Annotated in this window: 23 protein-coding genes; 2 read left to right on the top strand and 21 right to left on the bottom strand. The window is 51.7% G+C overall.

Features of this window, described 5'->3' with window-relative positions:
* Nucleotides 1-177: 177 nt before the first annotated feature.
* The 20 genes from ycfP to yceD all read right to left on the bottom strand — a co-directional run bounded on the left by ycfP (nt 178) and on the right by yceD (nt 16798).
* Complete coding sequence (gene ycfP, locus EH207_RS07260; protein ID WP_137713373.1) at nt 178-720, bottom strand: alpha/beta hydrolase YcfP; 543 nt, start codon at nt 718-720, stop codon at nt 178-180.
* A 38-nt stretch (nt 721-758) separates the two neighbouring features.
* Nucleotides 759-1781, bottom strand: a complete 1023-nt coding sequence (nagZ, locus tag EH207_RS07255; RefSeq protein WP_137713372.1) for a beta-N-acetylhexosaminidase — start codon at nt 1779-1781, stop codon at nt 759-761.
* A gap of 199 nt (nt 1782-1980) precedes the next feature.
* Entirely contained in the window at nt 1981-2841 is an 861-nt protein-coding gene (thiK, locus tag EH207_RS07250) for a thiamine kinase (protein ID WP_137713371.1), read from the bottom strand.
* Nucleotides 2822-3397: a penicillin-binding protein activator LpoB gene (gene lpoB, locus EH207_RS07245; protein WP_137713370.1), complete on the bottom strand. Its 576-nt coding sequence runs from the start codon at nt 3395-3397 to the stop codon at nt 2822-2824. The genes thiK and lpoB overlap by 20 nt, the downstream gene beginning before the upstream one ends.
* Before the next feature lie 21 nt (nt 3398-3418).
* Nucleotides 3419-3802 carry a YcfL family putative periplasmic lipoprotein gene (locus EH207_RS07240; protein ID WP_137713369.1) on the bottom strand — a complete coding sequence of 128 codons (384 nt, stop codon included), beginning with the start codon at nt 3800-3802 and terminating at the stop codon, nt 3419-3421.
* An 11-nt stretch (nt 3803-3813) separates the two neighbouring features.
* Entirely contained in the window at nt 3814-4164 is a 351-nt protein-coding gene (gene hinT, locus EH207_RS07235; RefSeq protein ID WP_137713368.1) for a purine nucleoside phosphoramidase, read from the bottom strand.
* A 269-nt stretch (nt 4165-4433) separates the two neighbouring features.
* Entirely contained in the window at nt 4434-5867 is a 1434-nt protein-coding gene (ptsG, locus tag EH207_RS07230) for a PTS glucose transporter subunit IIBC (protein WP_137713367.1), read from the bottom strand.
* Between the two features lie 311 nt (nt 5868-6178).
* Nucleotides 6179-6976 carry a metal-dependent hydrolase gene (locus tag EH207_RS07225; protein ID WP_137713366.1) on the bottom strand — a complete coding sequence of 266 codons (798 nt, stop codon included), beginning with the start codon at nt 6974-6976 and terminating at the stop codon, nt 6179-6181.
* A 19-nt stretch (nt 6977-6995) separates the two neighbouring features.
* A complete protein-coding gene (gene holB / locus EH207_RS07220) occupies nt 6996-8009 on the bottom strand; it encodes a DNA polymerase III subunit delta' (RefSeq protein ID WP_137713365.1) in 1014 nt (337 codons plus the stop codon).
* 1 nt (nt 8010) lies between these two features.
* Nucleotides 8011-8691, bottom strand: a complete 681-nt coding sequence (gene tmk / locus EH207_RS07215) for a dTMP kinase (protein WP_137713364.1) — start codon at nt 8689-8691, stop codon at nt 8011-8013.
* Nucleotides 8681-9700 carry an endolytic transglycosylase MltG gene (mltG, locus tag EH207_RS07210; RefSeq protein WP_137713363.1) on the bottom strand — a complete coding sequence of 340 codons (1020 nt, stop codon included), beginning with the start codon at nt 9698-9700 and terminating at the stop codon, nt 8681-8683. Before mltG ends, tmk begins: the two co-directional genes overlap by 11 nt.
* A gap of 14 nt (nt 9701-9714) precedes the next feature.
* The gene (gene pabC, locus EH207_RS07205; protein ID WP_137713362.1) at nt 9715-10512 is read right to left on the bottom strand and encodes an aminodeoxychorismate lyase; all 798 of its coding nucleotides are present in this window, start codon (nt 10510-10512) and stop codon (nt 9715-9717) included.
* A gap of 132 nt (nt 10513-10644) precedes the next feature.
* Nucleotides 10645-11886 carry a beta-ketoacyl-ACP synthase II gene (fabF, locus tag EH207_RS07200; protein ID WP_137713361.1) on the bottom strand — a complete coding sequence of 414 codons (1242 nt, stop codon included), beginning with the start codon at nt 11884-11886 and terminating at the stop codon, nt 10645-10647.
* 81 nt (nt 11887-11967) lie between these two features.
* A complete protein-coding gene (gene acpP / locus EH207_RS07195) occupies nt 11968-12204 on the bottom strand; it encodes an acyl carrier protein (protein ID WP_005970506.1) in 237 nt (78 codons plus the stop codon).
* A gap of 153 nt (nt 12205-12357) precedes the next feature.
* The gene (fabG, locus tag EH207_RS07190; protein ID WP_137713360.1) at nt 12358-13092 is read right to left on the bottom strand and encodes a 3-oxoacyl-ACP reductase FabG; all 735 of its coding nucleotides are present in this window, start codon (nt 13090-13092) and stop codon (nt 12358-12360) included.
* A 14-nt stretch (nt 13093-13106) separates the two neighbouring features.
* Nucleotides 13107-14036, bottom strand: coding sequence for an ACP S-malonyltransferase (fabD, locus tag EH207_RS07185; protein WP_137713359.1), 930 nt, complete (start codon nt 14034-14036; stop codon nt 13107-13109).
* A gap of 16 nt (nt 14037-14052) precedes the next feature.
* A complete protein-coding gene (locus EH207_RS07180; RefSeq protein WP_137713358.1) occupies nt 14053-15006 on the bottom strand; it encodes a beta-ketoacyl-ACP synthase III in 954 nt (317 codons plus the stop codon).
* 6 nt (nt 15007-15012) lie between these two features.
* Nucleotides 15013-16059 (bottom strand): phosphate acyltransferase PlsX, encoded by a 1047-nt coding sequence (gene plsX, locus EH207_RS07175; RefSeq protein ID WP_137713357.1) that lies wholly within the window; start codon nt 16057-16059, stop codon nt 15013-15015.
* 30 nt (nt 16060-16089) lie between these two features.
* Nucleotides 16090-16260 (bottom strand): 50S ribosomal protein L32, encoded by a 171-nt coding sequence (gene rpmF / locus EH207_RS07170; protein WP_009112338.1) that lies wholly within the window; start codon nt 16258-16260, stop codon nt 16090-16092.
* Nucleotides 16261-16276: 16 nt separating this feature from the next.
* Nucleotides 16277-16798 carry a 23S rRNA accumulation protein YceD gene (gene yceD, locus EH207_RS07165; RefSeq protein ID WP_137713356.1) on the bottom strand — a complete coding sequence of 174 codons (522 nt, stop codon included), beginning with the start codon at nt 16796-16798 and terminating at the stop codon, nt 16277-16279.
* Between the two features lie 140 nt (nt 16799-16938).
* Here yceD and EH207_RS07160 point away from each other — a divergent pair, with 140 nt between their 5' ends.
* Nucleotides 16939-17526: a Maf family protein gene (locus tag EH207_RS07160; RefSeq protein ID WP_137713355.1), complete on the top strand. Its 588-nt coding sequence runs from the start codon at nt 16939-16941 to the stop codon at nt 17524-17526.
* A 48-nt stretch (nt 17527-17574) separates the two neighbouring features.
* Here the strand turns inward: EH207_RS07160 and rluC are convergent, their stop codons facing one another.
* Complete coding sequence (rluC, locus tag EH207_RS07155; RefSeq protein ID WP_137713354.1) at nt 17575-18534, bottom strand: 23S rRNA pseudouridine(955/2504/2580) synthase RluC; 960 nt, start codon at nt 18532-18534, stop codon at nt 17575-17577.
* Between the two features lie 582 nt (nt 18535-19116).
* Between rluC and rne the strand changes: the two genes are divergently transcribed.
* Nucleotides 19117-22362: a ribonuclease E gene (gene rne, locus EH207_RS07150; protein ID WP_137713353.1), complete on the top strand. Its 3246-nt coding sequence runs from the start codon at nt 19117-19119 to the stop codon at nt 22360-22362.
* Nucleotides 22363-22394 lie beyond the last annotated feature (32 nt).

The following is a 22394-nucleotide window of genomic DNA, read 5'->3' as shown; positions in this document are numbered from 1 at the left end:
GAGGTATTTCGCGGAGTAAACGGAGAAGCCATCACGCTTCGATGATAAAAAGCTAACCCTAAGAGAAGTAAATAAATTGGCGATCGCCCTAAGCCAATCGCTTAAGCATGGATTTACTCGCCGTGACGGTTCGGCAACCGCGGCGTTTCGTGGGGCTATCTTCGCCGATGGCGGGATTCAACCCAGTATTTTAAAGGCTTTCATTTGTTGCAGATGGTGGGAAATGCTCTTGAATTTGTGTGTCTGAACCTCATCCCAGATGATTTTATAGTAGTTGCCCAGCACCTGAGCACTACGTTGACTGTTGAGCATTTCGTCCTGGCGAGACAGCACCACCAGACAACGGTCGCGGTTTTTCTCGCGAAAATTCGCCACGCACTTGGTGGCGATATCCAGATACTCTTCTGGACGATCGATTTTGCCGATCATGTTTTCCTGCGGAAACAGATTAGGATTGAAGATAACCTGCCGGATACCGCAAAGGAACCCGACCCTCTCTGCCCAAAAACCGCCAAGCCCCACCCCACAAATCAGTGGCCGCTCATCGTCGCAATGCTGAATCATTTTATCGACCTGCTTCAATAGGTGCTGCATATCGTGACGTGGATGCAAGGTACTGTAACTTATCAGCCGAACATCTTCGTCAATAAACTGTAACTGCAACACTTTTTCATGATTCCCAGGGCTGGTCGAGTCAAAACCATGTAAATAGATAATCATCTCTATCCTCACCACTGTTTTAGGGATTCACCGTGGAGTCAGGCGGATTGATGCGCCCGCCAGCGCTCAGTAAGCGCCGTAAGCGACTGATTCGCCTGATTCCAACGGGGCGAATCCAGTAGTTGCCTGTAAGAAAACGTCCCCTGATGATATAAGTTGGACAGGTGTTGTGCTTTGACCGGGGACAGATTATCCAACACGCTCACCGCACCGCGCCGGTTATTACAAACCAGAATCATGTCGCATCCCGCATCCAGTGAGGCGTGAGCGCGCTCCGGGTAGCTTCCCATCACGGCAGCGCCTTCCATAGACAGATCGTCAGAAAAGATAATGCCGCTGAAATTCAGTTCCTGACGTAAAACCTGTTTTAACCAGAACGGTGAACCACTGGCGGGACGCGGATCGGCTTCGGTATAAATCACGTGGGCGGGCATGATCGCATCCAGTTGCTGTTGCTGGATCAACTGGCTGAAAATCGACATGTCATGTGCGCGAATCGTCGCCAGCGGACGAGGATCGCGTGGCGTTTCATGATGGGAATCCGCACTGACAGCGCCGTGTCCGGGGAAATGTTTGCCCGTCACTTTCATTCCCGCACTGTGCATACCGCGAATAACGCTTTGCGCTATCATCAGCGCCTTCTGCGGATCGGCATGAAAGGCACGCTCGCCAATCGCCGCGCTTTGATGGCCGATATCCAGTACCGGGGCGAAACTGATATCGATATCCATGGCAATCATTTCCGCCGCCATTAGCCAACCGGCTTCCTCGGCAAGCCGCCGCGCCTCCCCCTCCGCGTTCAAGGCGGCAAACGCCTGCGCAGCTGGCAACTGGGTAAACCCTTCGCGAAAACGCTGAACGCGCCCGCCTTCCTGATCAACCGACACCACCAGACGGGTGCGTGATGCAGCGCGGATCTGACGCACCAGTTCACGCAGTTGCGCCACATCATGAAAATTACGGGTAAATAAAATCACGCCGCCGACCAGCGGATGCGCCAACACGTCACGATCTTCAGCGTCCAGCTCATAGCTGGCAACATCTAACATTACCGGACCCACATCAACCTCATTCTTTAACTGTTTATACCGGTCATACGTCACGTTGCATGTGCATTGGCTTTCTCGCTCACCCCAGTCGCTTACTGGTGTAAGCGACTGGGGGTTCGCTGTGCCGCCGCCTTCCTGCAACTCGAATATTTAGGCTATATGGCTTGTTTCGCCAGTCTGAAAACGTCCCCATGTAATCCGACAGGGACGCCTAATTTAACCCCAGTTGCCTGCGCAACGATGGGAGCGCCTGCAAAAATTTGTCCTGCCGCGTCTGCTGCCAGCGGACTTCAAACCACATCATCACCAGATAGTCAACCCAGGGTAACCACGGCCCGACGTGCCGATAAATCTGTCTGGCAGATAACCCGGGACGATGCTGCTGATAGGTTTCTAAAAATCTCATCTGCGCTGGCGAATCCATCTGATTTGCGCGAAAGATGAAAGCCATCTCAAAAGCGATGTCGCCATCTGACGCGTACTCCCAATCGATAAGCATTATACCATTCCGGGTTATCAACAGATTTTCCGCATGTACATCCAGATGTAACGGCGCATAAGCCAACGGCTTAGGTAATGGTAACCGTTGAAAATGTTGATGCAGCCGCAGCAGCGCCGGAGAACGACGATGCGGAGCCATCAACTGCCAGTGTCGGGCAAACAGCTTGCGCAGATCCAGCGGATAACCGCTGCATGGCTGCTGATGAATTCGGGATAAATAACCCGCCAGGGCGCCACGGCTCAAAAAGGCGGCAAACTCATCCGCTGTGGCAATACGTCCCGGCGCCCATTCAATGATCAACCAATCACGCCGCCATAACAGCGGGCGCGGAGCCAATCCGACAGCGGCCATCTGTCGTAACAGATGATACTCGCGCTGGCGATCGGTTCCTGTCTGGCGTCCGAACGCCGATTGAGGGCGAGCCAGCCACTCAATATCAGGCCCGCGGATGCGCCAACTTTCACTGCTGAGTCCGCTGACAGGTTTGAAATGAAAACCGGCGGTATCAACCGCCGGAAAATATTGATGAACAAGCTCGGTGAGCTGCCCTTTAATGTTGAACGCTTCCATTACCCGACCAGACAATTTCGCCGGTTTGCACCAGCATCAGTTGCATATCGATCTGCGGTGATTTCACATCACCGCTCACGTCGCTGTACAACACATATTGCGCACCGACATAACGCGCCAGCCCGATTGCTTTGCTGCGTGACCCCAAGCTGTCATCCACGGATAATCCCAACGTCTGTTTCGCCACAGCCAACTGCTCGCGAGGCACCAGCGTGAAGGCGTTACCAGATGACAATGCGCTATACAACGCGTTGTTGGCTTTCTCCGTTTGCAGCGATCCGTTGGTGTTGTTCTTAACGCTATCCGGCAGCAAGATACTGCCCTGCGTCACACCGTTTGCTTTTAACATTTGCGCCACCAGCGGGTTGATACTGGCTTCCCAGTTTAGGGGTTGGATTTTAGGCGGCGACGGAACCTGCTCTCCAGGCGGTGGCGTTGCCGGCACCGGCGGTTCTGCCGGTTCAATGGTCACAGGGGGTTCAACAGGTTCAGGCGGGCGACTCGGACAGCCCGTCAATACCAGCACGGCCAGCGCTATGCCTAGATACTTTTTCATGTTTACTCTCTCAACACACCATTACAAAAATAGATGAAGGCGGATCTGACGCACATCAGGATTACTACGCGTTGAAAAAATGTTTATCTCCGCCCCACGCGGAACCACCACTGTTTGCGCATCATCGTACGGCAAGATTTCCAGCCCATTGTCATCATACCAATAGAAACGGTAATGCACGGTGACAGCCTGTTCCGTATGGTTACTAACGACGGAAGACGCGCGTCGTTTACCATTTTCTGAATCAAGAGAAGGATTGCCGGCGGTAATCCCGGCCGAGAGCAAAGGCGCATCCAGTATCAATGTTTGTCTTTCATTGATCGTCAGCGCCGTTGGGGGGCTGCACGCGGCCAGTACACAGGCCATCAGCAAGAATGACAAACATCGCATCATGGAATTACGCATCGCCAACTCCGCTAGTCAACCAGTAATGCCCCCAGTACTTGGCCTCCCAGCAGGTGCATGTGCATGTGATAGACTTCCTGCCCACCATGACGATTACAATTGATAATCAGACGGTAGCCGTCTTCTGCAATACCTTCCTGCCGCGCAATTTTCCCTGCGACGGTGATCATGCGTCCTAACGCGGCTTCATGTTCCGCAGCGGTTTCATTAACGGTTGGGATCAATACATTAGGAACGATGAGGATGTGTGTGGGCGCCCGCGGTGCAATATCACGAAATGCGGTTACCAGATCATCCTGATAAACGATATCGGCCGGAATTTCCCGACGGATAATTTTACTAAAAATGGTCTCTTCAGCCATGTTAGATTTCCTTTTTTAACAAACGCGAATCCAAAGTCGTGTAGGCAGTATGAGTGACATATTCTATTTCTTTCAACCTTCTTTAGCCTGTTTCAGACATGGATGGTTAAAATACGACAGGATTTCCGCGCGTGATTTCCCGTATTCCCTCCAACGTTATCGTCTCTACCCCAAATTACCCAAAGCGATTCAATCGCTTTACCGCCGCGGTCGGATGACGCTTGCCGAAAAAAAGGGGCTTTCGCCCCTTGATTCTTCCCAACAACCGATTAGTGATTACGGATATAGTCGTCCATATCCGTTTTCAGGTTATCGGATTTAGTACCGAAAATCGCCTGAACGCCAGAACCTGCGACAACCACACCAGCAGCACCCAACTGTTTCAAAGCAGCCTGATCCACTTTTGATATATCACCTACGCTAACGCGCAGACGAGTGATACATGCATCCAGGTTAGTGATGTTCTCTTTACCACCGAAGGCGTTGACCAGCGCCTCCGCTTTTTCCGTGCTGTCCTGAGCAACCTCGTCAGAAGAAGAGTCCTCACGACCCGGGGTTTTCAGATTCAGCTTAACGATCAGCACGCGGAAAAGGGAGTAATAAACCAACGCATAGCACAAGCCCACGATCGGGAACAACCACAGCTTGCTGCCGTTTCCGCTCAGTACGACGAAGTCAATCAGGCCGTGAGAGAAGCTCGTACCGTCACGCATACCCAGCAGGATACAAATCGGGAATGCCAAACCAGCCAGAATCGCATGGATCACGTACAGTATCGGCGCGACGAACATAAAAGAGAACTCAATTGGCTCGGTAATCCCGGTCAGGAAAGAGGTCAGCGCCGCAGAGATCATGATACCGCCCACTTTGGCGCGGTTTTCCGGTTTGGCTGAGTGCCAAATCGCAATAGCCGCCGCTGGCAGGCCATACATTTTAAACAAGAAGCCACCAGACAGTTTACCCGCAGTCGGGTCACCCGCCATATAGCGAGGAATGTCCCCGTGGAACACCTGACCTGCGGCATTGGTGAACTCACCAATCTGCATCTGGAAGGGAACGTTCCAGATATGATGCAGACCGAAAGGCACCAGTGAACGTTCAATAACGCCGTACAAACCGAAGGCCAGAACCGGATTCTGATACGCGCCCCATTGAGAGAAAGCCTGAATCGCCTTCCCGACCGGAGGCCAGATAAATGACAGGACAACCCCGAGAATGATCGCCGCCAGACCGGAAATAATCGGCACAAAGCGTTTTCCAGCAAAAAAGCCAAGATATTCAGGAAGCTGAATGCGGTAAAAACGATTAAACATATAAGCCGCAATGGCACCAGCAATGATACCGCCTAATACACCGGTATCCGCTAAGTACTGAGCTTTAACCTCCTCCGCAGACAAATGCAGAACCAACGGCGCGACCACCGCCATGGTTTTCACCATGATGCCATAGGCCACAACTGCCGCCAGAGCCGATACACCATCGTTATTGGTGAAGCCCAGTGCCACGCCGATGGCGAAAATCAACGGCATATTGGCAAAAACAGACCCACCGGCTTCCGCCATAACATGGGAAACGACCGCAGGTAACCAGCTAAAATTTGCCGCCCCGACGCCCAGCAGGATACCTGCGATAGGCAGTACGGATACCGGCAGCATTAGCGACTTACCTACTTTTTGCAGGTTTGCGAATGCGTTCTTAAACATAATTGAATGTGCTCCTGAGTAATAGTGCTTTTACTGCTGATATTTCATATAGGAAAAGGTGGGAGACTATCCTTAACAATTCAGGGTGTCCTGACCCTTTTAATTTTTACGCAGACTAAAATAAATAGACGGCCTAATGTTTGATAACCATCACGTTTCCATGAGCCGGTAAGTTGAAACAGAACATAAATTAAGCTCATTTGTGATTTATTGCTTAAAAATGACCATTCCTGACGAGGGGATACTCAGCAAGGATGGCCATCAGCCGCTATTAATTACACAGATAAAAAAAACTCGGCCATTTTCAACCACTATTGCGTGATGGTCAACCGCGCGGGATCGATATGAAACAGGCGGGAAAAATTATCCGTCGTCATCGCCGCCAGATTTTCCAGCGTCGTCCCTTTCAGCACCGATAAATACTCGGCCACCTCGCGAACATAGGCAGGCTGGTTTTCCTCCCCGCGGAAAGGCACCGGCGCCAGCCAGGGAGAATCGGTTTCAATCAGCATACGCTCCAACGGGACATAACGGGCGACGTCACGCAGCGCTTCCGCATTGCGGAACGTGACAATACCGGAAAATGAAATATAAAACCCCATATCCAGCAACGTCTTGGCCGTGGCCAAATCTTCTGTAAAGCAGTGCAGCACCCCGCCGCACTTTTCTACCTGCTCTTCTTTCAGAATGGCGATGGTATCCTCCCTTGCCGCACGCGTATGCACGATGACCGGCTTATTCAAGTCATTGCCAATGCGAATGTGCTCGCGGAAAGACGCCTGCTGCTGCGCTTTGGTGTCTTGCTGGTAGTAATAATCCAGTCCCGTCTCCCCCATCGCCACCACTTGACTGGCGGCAGCCAATTGACGCAGCTCGGCATAATCATAGGGCTCATTCTGATTTAATGGATGAACACCACAGGAAAACGCCACATCATCCCGCTCACCAATCTGTTCCTTCATGGCCCGAAAACCCGGCAGCGTCGTCGCTACCGCCAAAACAAAACCCACATCGCGGTCTTTTGCCTTATCCAGAACACTGGAGACATCTTTGTGTAACGACTCATAATTCAAACCATCGAGATGGCAGTGAGAATCAACTAACAACATGATATTTACTCAAAATTGATTATACAGAGAATGAGTGAAAGTGCCGCTGAACCGTGGCGGACAGGCTCTGTTCAGCATCAAGCAACCGTTCCATCAACAGCAGTTCGCGGTTAACGCCAGTCACCGTCAATAATTTTTGCCGGCAAACCAGCCATTGGCGCAATTCATACTGTAGTTGAGTGTTTGCAGATTCATGCGCCAACCGCTCAACCAGCGCGGTCTGATCCAGATTAACCCGATACGCGCCTGCCCCTTGCTGCCATTTCATCGCATCCAGCAGCAAGGATGCCAGCCAGTGAATACGTTCATCGGTATCCTCATGATTCAGCAATGGCATTAACGAAAGCAAATCGTGTGAAGCGAGCCCGGCGAAAAGTCCCTGACACAATGCGTTACGCTGTTTCCAACGTTCCGGTTGCAAAAGGATCTCAGCCGCCAGCGGCGCGCCTGCCTGTAGTCTCAGCGCGGTCCGTATCGCCTGCGTATCATCACGATGACGCGCACTCAACCACAGCACGCTCTGGGTTTCGTCAGGGACATCCAGATAGTGATACAGACAGCGGCTTCGCATCGTCGCTAACAGGCGGGAGGGATCACGGCAGCCGAACAAAAAATAGGTACTTTGCGGCGGCTCTTCCAAAGTCTTTAATAACGCATTGGCCGCCGCTTCCGTTAATATCTCGGCATACGGCAGCCAAATCACTTTGCCCCCCCCTTGCCGAGAATGCTGGTAAAGCTTATCCAGCACGTCACGCACCGCGTCAACGCCCAGACTCTGCTTCCCTTTTTCAGGACTGAGCATGTACCAGTCGGGGTGCGTACCCGCTACCATCAAATGACAGGCGTGACACTTGCCGCAGCTTTTCATCCCTTCAGGATGCTGGCACATCAGCCAGCGGCTTAACGCATAGACCAGCGACTCATTGCCCATACCCGGTAATGTATGCAGCAAAATGGCGTGATGTCCTCTGCCCGCCTGATATTGGCCGATCAACCGACGGTAAGGCGCGTTAAGCCACGGATACCACTCCATCTCAGCCACGCCCCTGATGAAGTGTCGCCGGCGGCGCATCTTGCCGATGTAATCCCTGCTGTGGCAGCCATTCCCGCAACGTTGCCTGAATATCACGACTGACGCTTTCCAGCGGCTGGGAGGCATCGAGGGTGACGATGGTACGATCTTCCGCAGCCAGCGCCTGATAGCGCGCGCGAGTGCGTTCAAAGAAAGCCAAAGACTCCTGTTCGATGCGATCCAGATCGCCGCGCGCCCGCGCGCGTTGCAACCCAAGAGCAGGAGGCAGATCAAGATAGAAGGTCAGGTCAGGGCGAAAATCGCCGAGCACGGTATCACGCAGCGACAACAACAGCTGTTGATCGATTCCCCGTCCTCCGCCCTGATAAGCCTGGGAGGAAAGATCGTGCCGATCGCCAATCACCCACTGGCCATTGGCCAACGCAGGCTTGATCACGTTATCGACCAGTTGCACTCTGGCGGCATACAACATCAGCACTTCTGCTTTGTCGGTCACCTTTTCATCCGCCATGCCCTGCTTAATCAACTCACGCAGCTTCTCGGCCAGCGGCGTACCGCCAGGTTCTCGCGTAAAAATAACGTCCTGCACGCCGTAAGCCCGCAGCGTCTCAACGACAGTGTGACGAGCCGTTGTTTTCCCCGCGCCTTCCAGACCCTCAATAACGATAAATTTATTGTTCATCCCGTTCCTTTAACGCTGAGCGGTACACCCTCACAGCACGATTATGATCTGCAAGATTAGTGGTAAAGCTGTGTCCGCCTTTGCCGTCAGCCACAAAATAGAGATATGACGTTTTAGCCGGATGGGCAGCAGCGTCCAACGAGGCTTTGCCCGGCACGGCAATTGGCGTGGGCGGCAAACCCGAGATGATATAAGTATTGTAAGGCGTTGGCGTATCCAATGCTTTACGGGTAATCGCCCCGGTATAATCTTCGCCCATGCCATAAATAACCGTTGGATCGGTTTGTAAACGCATACCGGCACGCAGGCGGTTAACAAAAACAGAAGCCACCTGGGGACGCTCTTCGTTGACCGCCGTTTCTTTTTCAATGATAGACGCCATGACAAGCAACTCATCCGGCGTGTTGTATGGCAATCCGTTTTCTTTCTCCCGCCATACTTCATCTACAGTCTTCTTCATACGCTGATAAGCTCGTTGCAACAAGGCCAAATCGGTTGTATTCGCCGTGTACAGGTAAGTATCCGGGTAGAACCACCCTTCCGGGTTGGGTTTATCTTTTATACCCAGTTCAGACGCCAATTCCTGCACACTCTTATCCGCCAGCGTATGTTTAATATAGGGCGACTGCCGCAACGTTTCGAGCCAGTCTCTCAGGCGCGATCCCTCGACAAAACGAATGGAGAATTGCGCTTCTTTCCCACTGGATAATAAAGCCAGCAGCTCTCGGACGGTCATTCCGGTGGTTAATCGGTATGTTCCCGCTTTAAACTTTGCCAGTTCTGGTTCAATTCGCAACAGCCAGGGAAAGAAAGTCCCTTTGGTAATAATCTTTTGATCCAGTAACAACGTTTCCAATCCATCGCGCCCAGTGCCGGCAGGGAGCGTGAAAATCGTCTCTTGTTCAATCGCAAGTGGCGAACTGGCAAAATGCTGTAATTTTTGCCACAGAAACAGACTCGCCGACAACACTAAAGCGACAACCAGAACACCAACCTTCTTTCCGTTCATAAATCAACCATCGACTAACAGTTAGGGCTCAGAAACCGATACAGTTCTCTGGAGCGATAACACCAGACGTGCGCCTGGTTTACGGGGATCACCGGCATCAATGCGTTACAGACCAATACCTCTTCAGCTTGCGCGAGTACCGCCAGCGGTTCAGTGACGATATGTATATCAAAATCTGTATCGGCCAATAGCGAGAGAATATGCTGCCGGGCGACGCCATCAACACCGGCATAAGATAGATCCGGCGTAAAAACCTGATTCCCTTTACGCCAGAATAAATTAGCCGCACAGCATTCCACCAGTGCCCCGGAGGTGTCAAGCACCAACGCTTCATCACCGGGCGCCTGATCAAGATGCATGCGGATCAACACCTGCTCCAGACGATTGAGGTGCTTAATTCCCGCCAGCAGCGGATTTTTAGCCAACGCCACCGGACTCAGATTTAAACTGATGCCTTGCTCACGCCAGCGAGTGTAGTGGGCAGGATAGTCAGTCTGCATGACAATACGCGTCACCTGCTCACAGCCTTGACTGCTGTAGCCCCTGCCCCCTTCTCCCCGCGTCAGCATAACTTTTACCACACCCCGCTGACGCCCCTGGGCCGCCTGTTTCATCTCTTCCGTCAGCAGCGTCCAATCGAATGGCGGTAACATCAGACGTTCGGCCGCCTGTTGCAGACGGGTGAGATGACGCTCAAGCCAGATAATCTGACCGTCAGCAACTCTGGCCGTCGTAAAACAGCCATCGCCAAACTGGGTAGCACGATCTGAAACCGATAACATTTCCTGCTGTTGTCCATTTATCCAGTGCATGTTTTCCTTCCATTCAACCAAGAGCCCTCAGCCTGCCAGTAAACCAAACCGCTAAACAAGCAGCCATATCTGATTTTATACAGGCAAAAAAAAACCCGGAAACCGGGCTTTTTTTTCATAGGATAACGATGATCAAACCTTACGGAATAACAGAGAGCCGTTTGTTCCGCCGAAACCAAAGGAGTTACACAGCGTATATTCCATATTGCTGACCTGACGTGCCTCATGAGGTACGAAATCCAGATCGCAGCCTTCATCCGGGTTATCCAGATTGATGGTTGGCGGGACAGCCTGATCGCGCAGCGCGAGGATGCTGAAAATAGATTCAATCGCCCCTGCCGCCCCTAATAAGTGCCCGGTCATCGATTTTGTCGAGCTGACCAATACGCGATTGGCACTCTCACCAAAGACAGTCTTGACGGCCTGAGCTTCGGCTTTATCACCCGCGGGCGTAGAAGTCCCATGCGCGTTGATATAACCGATCTGAGAAGGTGATACCCCTGCGTCACGCAGTGCGTTTTCTATCGCCTGCGCAGCACCCGAGCCATTCTCCGGCGGAGACGTCATATGGTAGGCATCGCTGCTCATCCCAAATCCGACCAGTTCCGCGTAAATTTTGGCGCCGCGTTTTTTAGCGTGCTCATATTCTTCCAGCACCATCATACCGGCGCCATCACCCAGCACAAAACCATCGCGGTCTTTATCCCACGGCCGGCATGCCGCCTGTGGGTTATCGTTGCGGGTGGATAAAGCGCGAGCGGCGCCAAACCCCCCCACGCCTAATGGCGTACTGGCTTTTTCCGCCCCGCCTGCCACCATGATATCCGCGTCATTATAAGCGATCATACGCGCGGCATGGCCGACGTTATGCACACCTGACGTACAGGCCGTGGCGATAGAGATACTTGGACCACGCAAGCCATACATGATGGTGAGATGACCAGCAACCATATTCACAATGGTTGAAGGAACGAAAAACGGGCTGATTTTACGCGGGCCACCATTTACCAGAGAGCTGTGGTTCTCTTCAATCAGACCCAGTCCGCCAATACCGGAACCAATCGCCGCACCGAAGCGCTGAGCATTCTCTTCCGTTACTTCAAGACCGGAATCTTTTATGGCTTGGATACCCGCCGCAATTCCGTATTGGATAAAGGCATCCATTTTGCGTGCTTCTTTACGCGAAATGAACTCTTCATAATTAAAATTCTTTACTAAGCCAGCAAAACGCGTTGCGTAGGCACTAGTATCGAAATGGTCGATCAGGCTGATGCCACTCTGACCGGCAAGAAGAGCACTCCAGGAGGACTCAACTGTATTGCCGACAGGAGATAACATGCCCAGTCCGGTCACAACTACTCGACGCTTAGACACGCTTGTCCTCCAGGGAGGGAAAAATATGACACTGCGGGACAAAAAACTTAGGCGGTCGAATGACCGCCTAGATATGTTCGCTTACTGCTGGTTTGCCTGAATGAAATCGATGGCTGCCTGAACAGTCGTGATTTTTTCGGCTTCTTCATCTGGAATTTCAGTATCAAATTCTTCTTCCAGGGCCATTACCAGCTCAACAGTGTCAAGAGAATCAGCGCCGAGGTCGTCAACGAAAGAAGCATTGTTTACGACTTCTTCCTGCTTAACACCAAGCTGTTCAACGATGATTTTCTTAACGCGTTCTTCGATAGTGCTCATACTCTTAAATTTCCTATCAAAACTCGCTTTCGCGATGGTTTTCGTAGTGTATAAAATGTTGAAAAAGATGCAACAAAATCCCGGCTGGTCGAACCACGATTTTGTGCTATTTTGCGGTCATCGCAGCAAATAACGCAAATAATTTCGTGCTTTTTAGATCATATACATGCCGCCATTGACATGCAATGTCTCGCCGGTAATGTAACCTGCCTCATCAGAGGCTAAAAATGCAACAGCACTGGCGATTTCTTTAGCATCACCAAGCCGGTTAACAGGAACCTGGCTCAAAATGCCTGCTCGCTGTTCTTCTGTCAACGCCTGAGTCATATCCGTTTCAATAAAACCCGGTGCGACAACATTAACCGTAATACCCCGAGAAGCCACTTCAAGAGCGAGAGATTTGCTGAAACCAATCAGCCCAGCCTTCGCCGCCGCGTAGTTTGCCTGTCCGGCATTGCCTACCGAGCCAACAATTGATCCGATAGTAATGATACGGCCAAAACGTTTTTTCATCATAGCGCGCATTACAGCTTTGGATAACCGGAATACGGACGTCAAATTCGTATCCAGAATATCCTGCCATTCATCTTCTTTCATTCGCATTAACAGATTATCGCGAGTAATTCCGGCGTTATTAATCAAAATGTCAATTTCACCAAATTCAGCACGAATATCCGCCAATACTTTATCGATTGACGCCGCATCTGCGACGTTCAGCATATAGCCTTTACCGTTCTCACCCAACCAGGCGCTGATTGCTTCAGCACCTTTTTCGCTGGTTGCGGTCCCAATGACTTTTGCGCCCCGGGCAACCAATGTCTCGGCAATCGCACGTCCAATGCCTCGACTGGTGCCAGTAACCAGCGCAATTTTTCCCTCAAAACTCATTGTTTCCCCCATTCTCATTTCTCAAGTGCCGCTGAAAGCGACGCAGGATCGTTCACCGCAGCGGCAGTCAGAGTATCGACGATTCGCTTAGTTAACCCCGTCAGAACTTTTCCTGGACCAATCTCCAGCAGTGACCCGACACCTTGAGATGCCATGAACTCGACAGACTCAGTCCAGCGAACCGGACTGTAAAGTTGGCGCACCAGCGCACTGCGGATCGCTTCTGGCGTCGTTTCAATACGCGCGTCAACATTATTGACCACAGGAATTGATGGCGTCTGGAATTCAATAGATTCAAGCGCAGCAGCCAGTTTTTGTGCCGCAGGCTCCATCAACGCACAGTGCGACGGTACACTGACCGGCAACGGCAATGCACGCTTGGCGCCAGCCGCTTTACACGCCGCGCCAGCACGTTCCACCGCCTCTTTGTTGCCCGCAATAACCACCTGTCCAGGAGAGTTGAAGTTTACGGGTGAAACTACCTGCCCCTGCGCAGACGCTTCACACGCTTTGGCAATCGACTCATTATCGAGGCCAATGATCGCATACATTGCCCCCGTCCCTTCCGGCACCGCTTCCTGCATAAGTTTGCCACGCAATTCAACCAGGCGGACGGCCTGCTGGAAATCCAGCACACCTGCACAAACCAGCGCGGAATATTCACCCAGACTGTGGCCGGACATCAGCGCGGGCAGTTTACCACCTTGCTGACGCCAAATACGCCAGATCGCCACAGACGCCGTCAGTAACGCAGGCTGGGTTTGCCAGGTCTTATTTAGCGCTTCGGCAGGCCCCTGCTGGGTAAGCTGCCACAAGTCATAACTTAAGGCCTCGGAAGCCTGAGCAAAAGTTTGAGCCACAATCGGATATTCTGCGGCCAGTTCAGACAGCATACCGACAGTTTGAGATCCCTGACCGGGAAAAACCATTGCAAATTGCGTCATATAAAATCCTGTTTAATCAAAAACGAACCAGTGCGGAACCCCAGGTAAAGCCGCCGCCAAAGGCTTCCAGCAAGACCAGATGCCCAGGCTTGATACGTCCGTCACGCACCGCTTCGTCCAAAGCAGACGGAACAGAAGCAGCAGAAGTGTTGCCATGACGTTCCACCGTCACCACCACTTTATCCATTCCCATACCTAACTTTTTCGCCGTCGCGCTGATAATACGTAAATTGGCCTGATGTGGGACCAACCAATCTAATTGGCTTTTATCCAACTGTGAGGCCTGTAACGTTTCTTCAACGGTGTGCGCCAGTTCAGTCACCGCGACCTTGAAGACTTCATTGCCTGACATTGTGAGATAAGCGGGTGTCTCCTGATTGGCACGATCCTGATGAGGCAACGTCAGTAATTGACCGTAGCGGCCATCCGCATGCAGATGTGTGGACAGAATCCCCGGTTGTTCCGATGCCGCCAATACGACAGCACCGGCACCATCGCCAAACAGAATAAGCGTACCGCGATCGTCAGGATCAAGCGTACGTGACAAAGTATCGGAACCGACAACCAACGCATAATCAACCGCGCCATGTTTGACATATTGATCGGCAACGCTTAATGCATAAGTAAAACCCGCGCAAGCGGCAGCCAGATCGAATGCAATGGTATCTTTTATATCGAGCAACTGTTGAATCTGGCAGGCAGAACTTGGAAACGCATGACTCGATGACGTCGTCGCAACAATCAGCAAACCGACCTTCGATTTATCAATGCCAGCCATTTCGAGCGCTTTTTTCGCGGCATGGCCTCCCATGGTAGCGACATTTTCATCTGGGGCTGCAATGCGGCGTTCACGAATTCCGGTACGCGTAACGATCCACTCGTCAGAGGTCTCCACCATCTTTTCTAAATCAGCATTCGTCCTGATTTGTTCTGGCAAATAACTGCCCGTTCCGATTATTTTTGTATACATGTACGCTCAGTCACTTTTGGGTAATACGTCTTCTAGACGGGCAGCAATTCGCTCCGGGAGCTGCCGTCGTACCGTCTGCATTGCCTGTTCAATGGCAACAGCAAACGCTCTCTGGTTCGCTGCGCCATGGCTTTTGATTACGGTTCCCCGCAATCCTAACAGACATGCGCCATTATATTGGTCTGGATTCAAATGTCCGAAACGCTTTGATAAGCGCTTTTGTAACAAACGTCCCAGCCATTTCAACCACCAGGACTGTTTTTGCTTGTGGTCGGTATTAGGGGGAGAGGATTTCAACAACGACAGAAACATCCTTACCACGCCTTCCATGGTTTTCAGCGTGACATTACCGACAAAACCATCACAGACCATGACATCCGTCTTCCCTGTCAACAATTCATTGCCTTCGAGGTAGCCAATATAGTTGATTGACGGCGTGATCTTTAATTGGCTTGCTGCATCGCGGATATTATTAAGGCCTTTACTCTCTTCTTCGCCAATATTCAGCAACGCGACCCGGGGATTTTTCAGTTCAAGCACCTCTTCCGCCATCACTGACCCCATAACCGCAAACTGAACCAGCATCGTGCTGTCACAGTCAACGTTGGCGCCTAAGTCGAGCACGACAGTTTTGCCATGCCGCTGATGAGGCAAAATGGAAACCAGCGCCGGACGCTCAATTCCTTCAATTGGCTTGATCAAGAGCTTAGCCAATCCCATTAACGCGCCGGTATTTCCCGCACTGACACAAGCCTCTGCTCTCCCGTCTTTAATCAGTTCTAGTGCGATACGCATCGAGGTGCCGCGACTGGCGCGGATAGCCTGCGACGGTTTAGCATCACTGGCAATAACCGATTCGGCCGGAACGATTTCTAACCGGGATAACAGTTCAGAATCGACTTTGGCTAGTAATGGCGCGATCACAGCAGGATCGCCGACTAATAACAGACTGAGTCCTGGATTAGAAGCCAGTGTCTGCAATGCAGCAGGCACTGTAACGCGGGGACCGAAGTCCCCGCCCATCGCATCTAACGCCAGAGTTAGGCGTGTCAAGGTATTGCCTTGCTAAATAATTTGCAAGAATTACTTGGCAATGACCTTGCGACCGCGGTAGTAACCGTCCGCGGTGATGTGGTGACGCAAATGAGTTTCGCCAGAAACTTTATCTACGGATACAGAGGAAGTGGTCAGCGCATCGTGAGCACGACGCATACCACGTTTGGAACGGCTAGGTTTATTCTGTTGTACGGCCATGGACCTTACTCCTTAATTACTTACGCTTTAAACTGGCTAATACGGCAAACGGATTTGGTTTTTCTGCCTCTTCAGGCAACTTGCCAAACACCATGTCCGCTTCGGACACTTCACAGTGTTCAGAATCATGTACCGGAGCGATAGGCAACGTTAGAATAATTTCATCTTCAATCATCGCCAGCAGATCGACTTCGCCAAACTCGTCAACTTCGATCGGCTCATACATTTCCGGTAACGCTTCGGCCTGTTCATCATTGATGACCGGGCTAAAACAAAACGTCGTGTGGACCTGATGCTCAAATGACTTTCCGCAGCGTTGGCACATTAATGTCACCCTTACATCTGCGCTACCGTCAATCACCGCCAGGCGTTGATTATCAATATTGAAAGACAAAGAAGCCTGAACATCACTGTCCACACTCACCACTGACGCAGCGACACGCATCACCTGTTCGGGCGTATAGATACCGACATAATCCAAACGCTTTTGGGCAGTGCGAACCGCATCAAGGGTTAGGGGTAATTTTACCTTTTGCATAGGGCGCGCATATTAACGTTGTAACGACATAGAGTCAAAGAAAAAGGCTGTGAAGCACAACCTCATCACCAATATTCGCTTCCAGAGCGGTGCACAGTTTAAAATGCCTTTTATCATTACGCTATGGTTTATAAAAAATTATGCATCAGATCGTTCTTGCTTCCACATCGCCTTATCGAAAAATACTGCTGGAAAAGCTTGGCATCCCTTTTATCTGCGCGAATCCTGAGGTTGATGAAACCTCTTTTCCTGGTGAAGAAGCCGTCGCACTGGTTGCCCGCCTTGCTGAAAGCAAAGCCAGAGTCCTTGCCCAACGCTATCCTCATCATCTGATCATTGGTTCCGATCAGGTGTGCATATTGAGAAATCTTATTACAGGAAAACCACATAATAAACCTAACGCGGTACGACAGTTACGTGAAGCCAGCGGGAAATGTGTCTCTTTTTATACCGGGTTGGCACTGTTTAATAGTGCCCGGCAGCGTATGCAACACATTGTCGAACCTTTCGAGGTTCACTTTAGAACGCTGACCGATGATGAAATTGAGGGTTATCTGGAACAGGAGCAGCCCTGGAACTGTGCTGGCAGCTTCAAAAGCGAAGGCTTAGGTATCGCCCTGTTTGAGCGGCTATCAGGCCGCGACCCTAATACGCTGATGGGATTACCACTGATTGCACTGACAGAGATGCTGAAAAAAGAGGGGATAAATCCGCTGACTAGAGGCTAATCGCTCAGGATACCTTTAACACCTGGGTATCCTGAAAGGATGGCGAGATTAGGCTTTTGCATTGCGCAATACTTGCAGACAACGGCGCAGTTGTTCATCCAGCGGCGCTTCAATTCTGAGTGTTTCCCCCGTATTGGGATGCTCAAAGCGTAACGCCGACGCATGCAGAAAGAGACGTTTTAGCCCTGTCGCTGCCAGTTGTCGATCGAATTCCCGCTCTCCATAGCGATCGTCAAAGGCGATCGGATGTCCCGCGTATTGAGTATGAACGCGGATCTGATGGGTCCGACCGGTTACCGGACTGGCGCGAACCAATGTCGCCAGTTCATCAAAACGCTCTTCAACCTTAAACCGCGTTTCCGACGGCTTACCTTCGCTATCCACACGAACAATGCGCTCGCCGCTCTGAAGCATATTTTTCTGCAATGGCGCCTGAACCACTTTACAGTGCGACTGCCATTGCCCGCGAACCAGCGCCAGATAATCCTTTTGCATCCCTTTGAGACGCAACTGCTCATGCAGCGAACGCAGCGCCGAACGCTTCTTGGCCACCAGCAGTACACCGGATGTGTCACGATCGAGACGATGAACCAGTTCAAGAAAACGGGCTTCAGGGCGCAGCGCCCGCAAGCCTTCTATCACGCCGAAACTTAATCCGCTGCCGCCATGTACCGCCGTACCTGACGGTTTATTAAGCACCATCAGATGGTCATCCTCATAGATGATGCAATCAACCAGCGCGGCCACTTTTCCAAGACTGGCCGAAACCGGCGTTTCATCACGCTCGGCCTGTCTGACGGGGGGAATCCGGATTTCATCCCCGGCCAGCAATTTGTATTCTGGCTTTATCCGCTTTTTATTTACTCTCACCTCACCTTTTCTCAAAATGCGGTAAACCATACTTTTAGGCACACCTTTTAAATGGGTATGCAAAAAGTTGTCAATACGCTGCCCGGCCTCATCGGCGGAGATCGTCACAAATTGTACTGAAGGATTGTCTGTTTTCATGATGCGCGATTCTAAATAGAGCGGCCGGATAGCGCCACTCCTTTTTCTGTGCTTAACTGTGTGTCTGAGCTATGAAGATATTGTTACATCGGCAGGTTTGGCTGATTTTAGTTTCAACCACTACCAGTTTGAGTGATGGCAGCACAACTATCTTGATACCGACAGGCAAAGTCACCTTGCTATAACAGTGTCAGCAATGGAATAATGCTTTTGCGTTTTCCATGCTGATTTTCACCAAAACAAGGGAAATTGCGGAATTATTAAGTTTGCCTGATGACACACACACGCAGCAATGGCGTAAGACGTAATGTGTAATCAAGCAGTTAGCGGGCTGCGGATTGCAGCTTGGCCGGCTAATGGAATCAGATCTGGCAACATTATTCAGAAGCTGTTCCCTCAGTAAATGCGCTGTTTTCCACCAGGAAATACAGGCTACCGAAACATGCGTCTCTATGCAGGCGACAACCGGGAGGTTGACGTCCCTGCGATAAGCCACGAGGCCATCGGTTCATTCCGGTCATGCGGTTCTTTTTGTCCGCAGCTCTATCAATAATGCAAGTAAAAATAACGAGTAAGTTAAAGATGAAGAGAATGTTGATTAACGCAACTCAGCAAGAAGAGTTGCGTGTTGCTTTGGTTGATGGTCAACGGCTGTATGATTTGGATATCGAAAGTCCCGGTCATGAGCAGAAGAAAGCAAATATCTACAAAGGTAAAATCACCCGTATTGAACCCAGTCTCGAAGCCGCTTTCGTCGATTACGGCGCAGAAAGACACGGTTTTCTCCCCCTTAAAGAAATCGCTCGCGAATATTTCCCCAACAACTATTCCTCTCATGGCCGCCCTAACATCAAAGATGTATTGCGTGAAGGTCAGGAAGTCATTGTTCAGGTCGATAAGGAAGAGCGAGGTAATAAAGGCGCAGCACTGACAACGTTTATCAGTCTGGCCGGCAGCTATCTGGTCTTGATGCCAAACAACCCTCGCGCCGGCGGTATTTCCCGCCGAATCGAAGGTGATGACCGCACAGAGTTGAAAGAAGCGCTGGGTTCGTTGCAGTTACCGGACGGTATGGGATTAATTGTTCGCACCGCGGGCGTGGGCAAATCCGCCGAAGCGCTGCAATGGGATTTGGCGTTCCGGCTGAAGCATTGGGAAGCCATCAAGAAAGCGGCGGAAGGTCGCTCAGCGCCTTTCCTGATCCACCAGGAAAGCAACGTCATTGTACGCGCATTCCGCGACTATTTACGTCCTGACATCGGCGAGATCCTGATCGATAACCCTAAAGTCCTCGATCTGGCCAAGGAGCATATTTCCGCGCTTGGCCGTCCAGATTTCAGCAGCAAAATCAAACTGTACAGTGGTGAAATTCCTCTGTTCAGCCATTATCAAATCGAATCCCAGATCGAATCGGCTTTCCAGCGCGAAGTGCGTCTGCCGTCCGGAGGGTCTATCGTCATTGATACCACCGAAGCGTTGACGGCAATCGATATCAACTCGGCCCGCGCCACACGCGGCGGTGATATTGAAGAAACAGCCTTCAACACCAATCTGGAGGCTGCCGATGAAATCGCCCGACAGTTGCGTTTACGCGACTTGGGCGGTTTGATCGTTATCGACTTTATCGACATGACGCCGGTTCGACACCAGCGTGAAGTGGAAAATCGCCTGCGTGACTCGGTGCGGCAGGATCGCGCTCGCATTCAGATTGGCCGTATTTCACGTTTCGGCCTGTTGGAAATGTCACGTCAGCGCCTGAGCCCCTCATTGGGCGAATCAAGCCATCACGTTTGCCCTCGTTGCAGCGGCACCGGCACCGTGCGTGATAATGAATCACTCTCCCTTTCTATTCTGCGTCTGATTGAAGAAGAGGCGCTGAAAGAGAACACCAAAGAAGTTCACGCGATCGTTCCCGTTCCTATCGCTTCCTATCTGTTGAATGAAAAGCGCGATGCCGTAAATGCCATTGAGATGCGTCAAGGTGGCGTACGCGCCATTATCGTTCCGCACGATGGCATGCAGACACCGCACTACTCTGTGGTGCGGGTGCGGAAAGGTGAAGAAAAGACGACGCTCAGCTACCTGTTGCCCCAGCGACTAGAAACCGAGACGCAGCAATTGCAGGAAGAACAGACTGTTGAACGTAAGCAGCCTGAACAGCCCGCACTGGCGACATTCACTATGACAGATATGCCTGTGGCCGAAGAAGAAACAGAATCTGTCGTAACGAAAACCGCGCCGGCAGTAAAACCAGCCACAGCGGCACAGTCTGGTATTATCAGCCGCATTCTGAGTTCGTTGAAAGGCATTTTTGCACCCGATGCGCCTGCCGAAACAGCCAACGCCGCTGCCGATGACAGCGCACCTGCCACCGCGGATGAAAGTCAACGACAGGAGCGTCGCCATCCGCGTCGTCAGGGTAATAATCGCCGCGATCGTGGTTCCCGCGATCATCGTGAACAGCGCGAAGATCAGCGCCGTAACAAGCGTCAACCGCCTGAAACCGTCATTGAAACACGTGTTGCGGATGATACGGAGAAAACCGCATCCGACGAGCAACCACGCCGGGAGCCCCGTGCAGAACGTCAGCGTCGTCGTCAGGATGAAAAACGTCAGCCACAGCAGGAAGCCAAAGCGCAAAACGCGATAGTCGAGGAAACCGAAGACAGCATCGGCGAGCAGGAGAAGCCCGCACCGATTATGCAGCGCCGCCAGCGCCGTCAATTGACGCAAAAAGTTCGGATTCAATCTAAAAGCGATCTGGATACCGCCGCTGACGCTACGCCAGCCGTAATGGTTGAAGCCATACCTGCACCAATTAAACCTGCGGTGGAATCCGTTAATTCGGTAGAGAGTAACGAAACCGGCAGTGAGCAATCAACGGACACCAACCGTGCGAACGCCGAGAGTGGCGGTATGCCGCGCCGTTCACGCCGTTCCCCTCGACATCTGCGCGTCAGTGGCCAACGTCGCCGTCGTTACCGTGATGAACGTTACCCGTTACAATCGCCGATGCCGTTGGAATACGCGGCCGCATCGCCAGAAATGGCGTCAGGCAAAGTGTGGGTAAGCTACCCTGTATCACAAGCTTATCCGTTGGATCAGGCTGAGAGTACCTTGCAAGAAGATGACGTGGCGATTTCAGCCTCACCGCTTCTGCCCGCCATTGTTGAAGATATCGCGCCGGTTATTGAAACCGTCGAGCAGGACTCGCCACTCGCTCAGGCGGTTAGTGAAACACCCGCAACCGCCTCAGCCTCTTCAGAAACTGACGAGCTAGAATATGGGAATGCGCTTTCTGCTGAACAAACGCCTGAACCTCAGGCACAGGAAGACACCCCCTCTCAATCGTCGGATGGACAACCGATCATTGCTGCGGAGTCAACTGAAGCGCCTACCATTGCAGAAACGATTGAGGAAGCCAGCGTCACTGAAGCGGCAGAGGATGACGTGAAAGCTGCTGAGACTACTGTGAGCGATACTGTAGAGGGTGAAACCGTCAGTCCCGCGGCAAACGTTTCTAACGACGCGGCGGACATCCTCAAAACCGCAGCAGCAGTTCCGGCAGAAGAGCCCATCAGCCAGCCAGAACCGGTCGTGACAGCCGCCCGACCTTTGGCTAACGCCGTTGATTCTCCTCGTTACAAACATCTTGCGACAGCACCGATGACTAAAGCGCCGGCACCGGATTATCAGCCGGAGCAAGTACGTCATAGCGATTGGGTCCGCCCTGAGTATCAATTCACAGGGAAAGGCGCAGCAGGCGGCCACGCTGCGGTTAATCAGGCAACGGCCCCCGCAACCAAACCGACCGCCGCCAGCGAATAAGATACATCCGCCTGTCATCATGCAAAACACCC

This window comes from Brenneria rubrifaciens (assembly GCF_005484945.1).
GTDB lineage: Bacteria > Pseudomonadota > Gammaproteobacteria > Enterobacterales > Enterobacteriaceae > Brenneria > Brenneria rubrifaciens.
This window is presented reverse-complemented; position numbering and strand designations above follow the sequence as displayed.

Bases quoted from the DNA above. Each gene is read 5' to 3' on its own strand.
- ycfP (WP_137713373.1), bottom strand. From the start codon at position 720: ATGATTATCTATTTACATGGTTTTGACTCGACCAGCCCTGGGAATCAT.
- thiK (WP_137713371.1), bottom strand. From the start codon at position 2,841: ATGGAAGCGTTCAACATTAAAGGGCAGCTCACCGAGCTTGTTCATCAA.
- lpoB (WP_137713370.1), bottom strand. From the start codon at position 3,397: ATGAAAAAGTATCTAGGCATAGCGCTGGCCGTGCTGGTATTGACGGGC.
- EH207_RS07240 (WP_137713369.1), bottom strand. From the start codon at position 3,802: ATGCGTAATTCCATGATGCGATGTTTGTCATTCTTGCTGATGGCCTGT.
- hinT (WP_137713368.1), bottom strand. From the start codon at position 4,164: ATGGCTGAAGAGACCATTTTTAGTAAAATTATCCGTCGGGAAATTCCG.
- ptsG (WP_137713367.1), bottom strand. From the start codon at position 5,867: ATGTTTAAGAACGCATTCGCAAACCTGCAAAAAGTAGGTAAGTCGCTA.
- EH207_RS07225 (WP_137713366.1), bottom strand. From the start codon at position 6,976: ATGTTGTTAGTTGATTCTCACTGCCATCTCGATGGTTTGAATTATGAG.
- holB (WP_137713365.1), bottom strand. From the start codon at position 8,009: ATGGAGTGGTATCCGTGGCTTAACGCGCCTTACCGTCGGTTGATCGGC.
- tmk (WP_137713364.1), bottom strand. From the start codon at position 8,691: ATGAACAATAAATTTATCGTTATTGAGGGTCTGGAAGGCGCGGGGAAA.
- mltG (WP_137713363.1), bottom strand. From the start codon at position 9,700: ATGAACGGAAAGAAGGTTGGTGTTCTGGTTGTCGCTTTAGTGTTGTCG.
- pabC (WP_137713362.1), bottom strand. From the start codon at position 10,512: ATGCACTGGATAAATGGACAACAGCAGGAAATGTTATCGGTTTCAGAT.
- acpP (WP_005970506.1), bottom strand. From the start codon at position 12,204: ATGAGCACTATCGAAGAACGCGTTAAGAAAATCATCGTTGAACAGCTT.
- fabG (WP_137713360.1), bottom strand. From the start codon at position 13,092: ATGAGTTTTGAGGGAAAAATTGCGCTGGTTACTGGCACCAGTCGAGGC.
- fabD (WP_137713359.1), bottom strand. From the start codon at position 14,036: ATGACGCAATTTGCAATGGTTTTTCCCGGTCAGGGATCTCAAACTGTC.
- EH207_RS07180 (WP_137713358.1), bottom strand. From the start codon at position 15,006: ATGTATACAAAAATAATCGGAACGGGCAGTTATTTGCCAGAACAAATC.
- rpmF (WP_009112338.1), bottom strand. From the start codon at position 16,260: ATGGCCGTACAACAGAATAAACCTAGCCGTTCCAAACGTGGTATGCGT.
- yceD (WP_137713356.1), bottom strand. From the start codon at position 16,798: ATGCAAAAGGTAAAATTACCCCTAACCCTTGATGCGGTTCGCACTGCC.
- EH207_RS07160 (WP_137713355.1), top strand. From the start codon at position 16,939: ATGCATCAGATCGTTCTTGCTTCCACATCGCCTTATCGAAAAATACTG.
- rluC (WP_137713354.1), bottom strand. From the start codon at position 18,534: ATGAAAACAGACAATCCTTCAGTACAATTTGTGACGATCTCCGCCGAT.
- rne (WP_137713353.1), top strand. From the start codon at position 19,117: ATGAAGAGAATGTTGATTAACGCAACTCAGCAAGAAGAGTTGCGTGTT.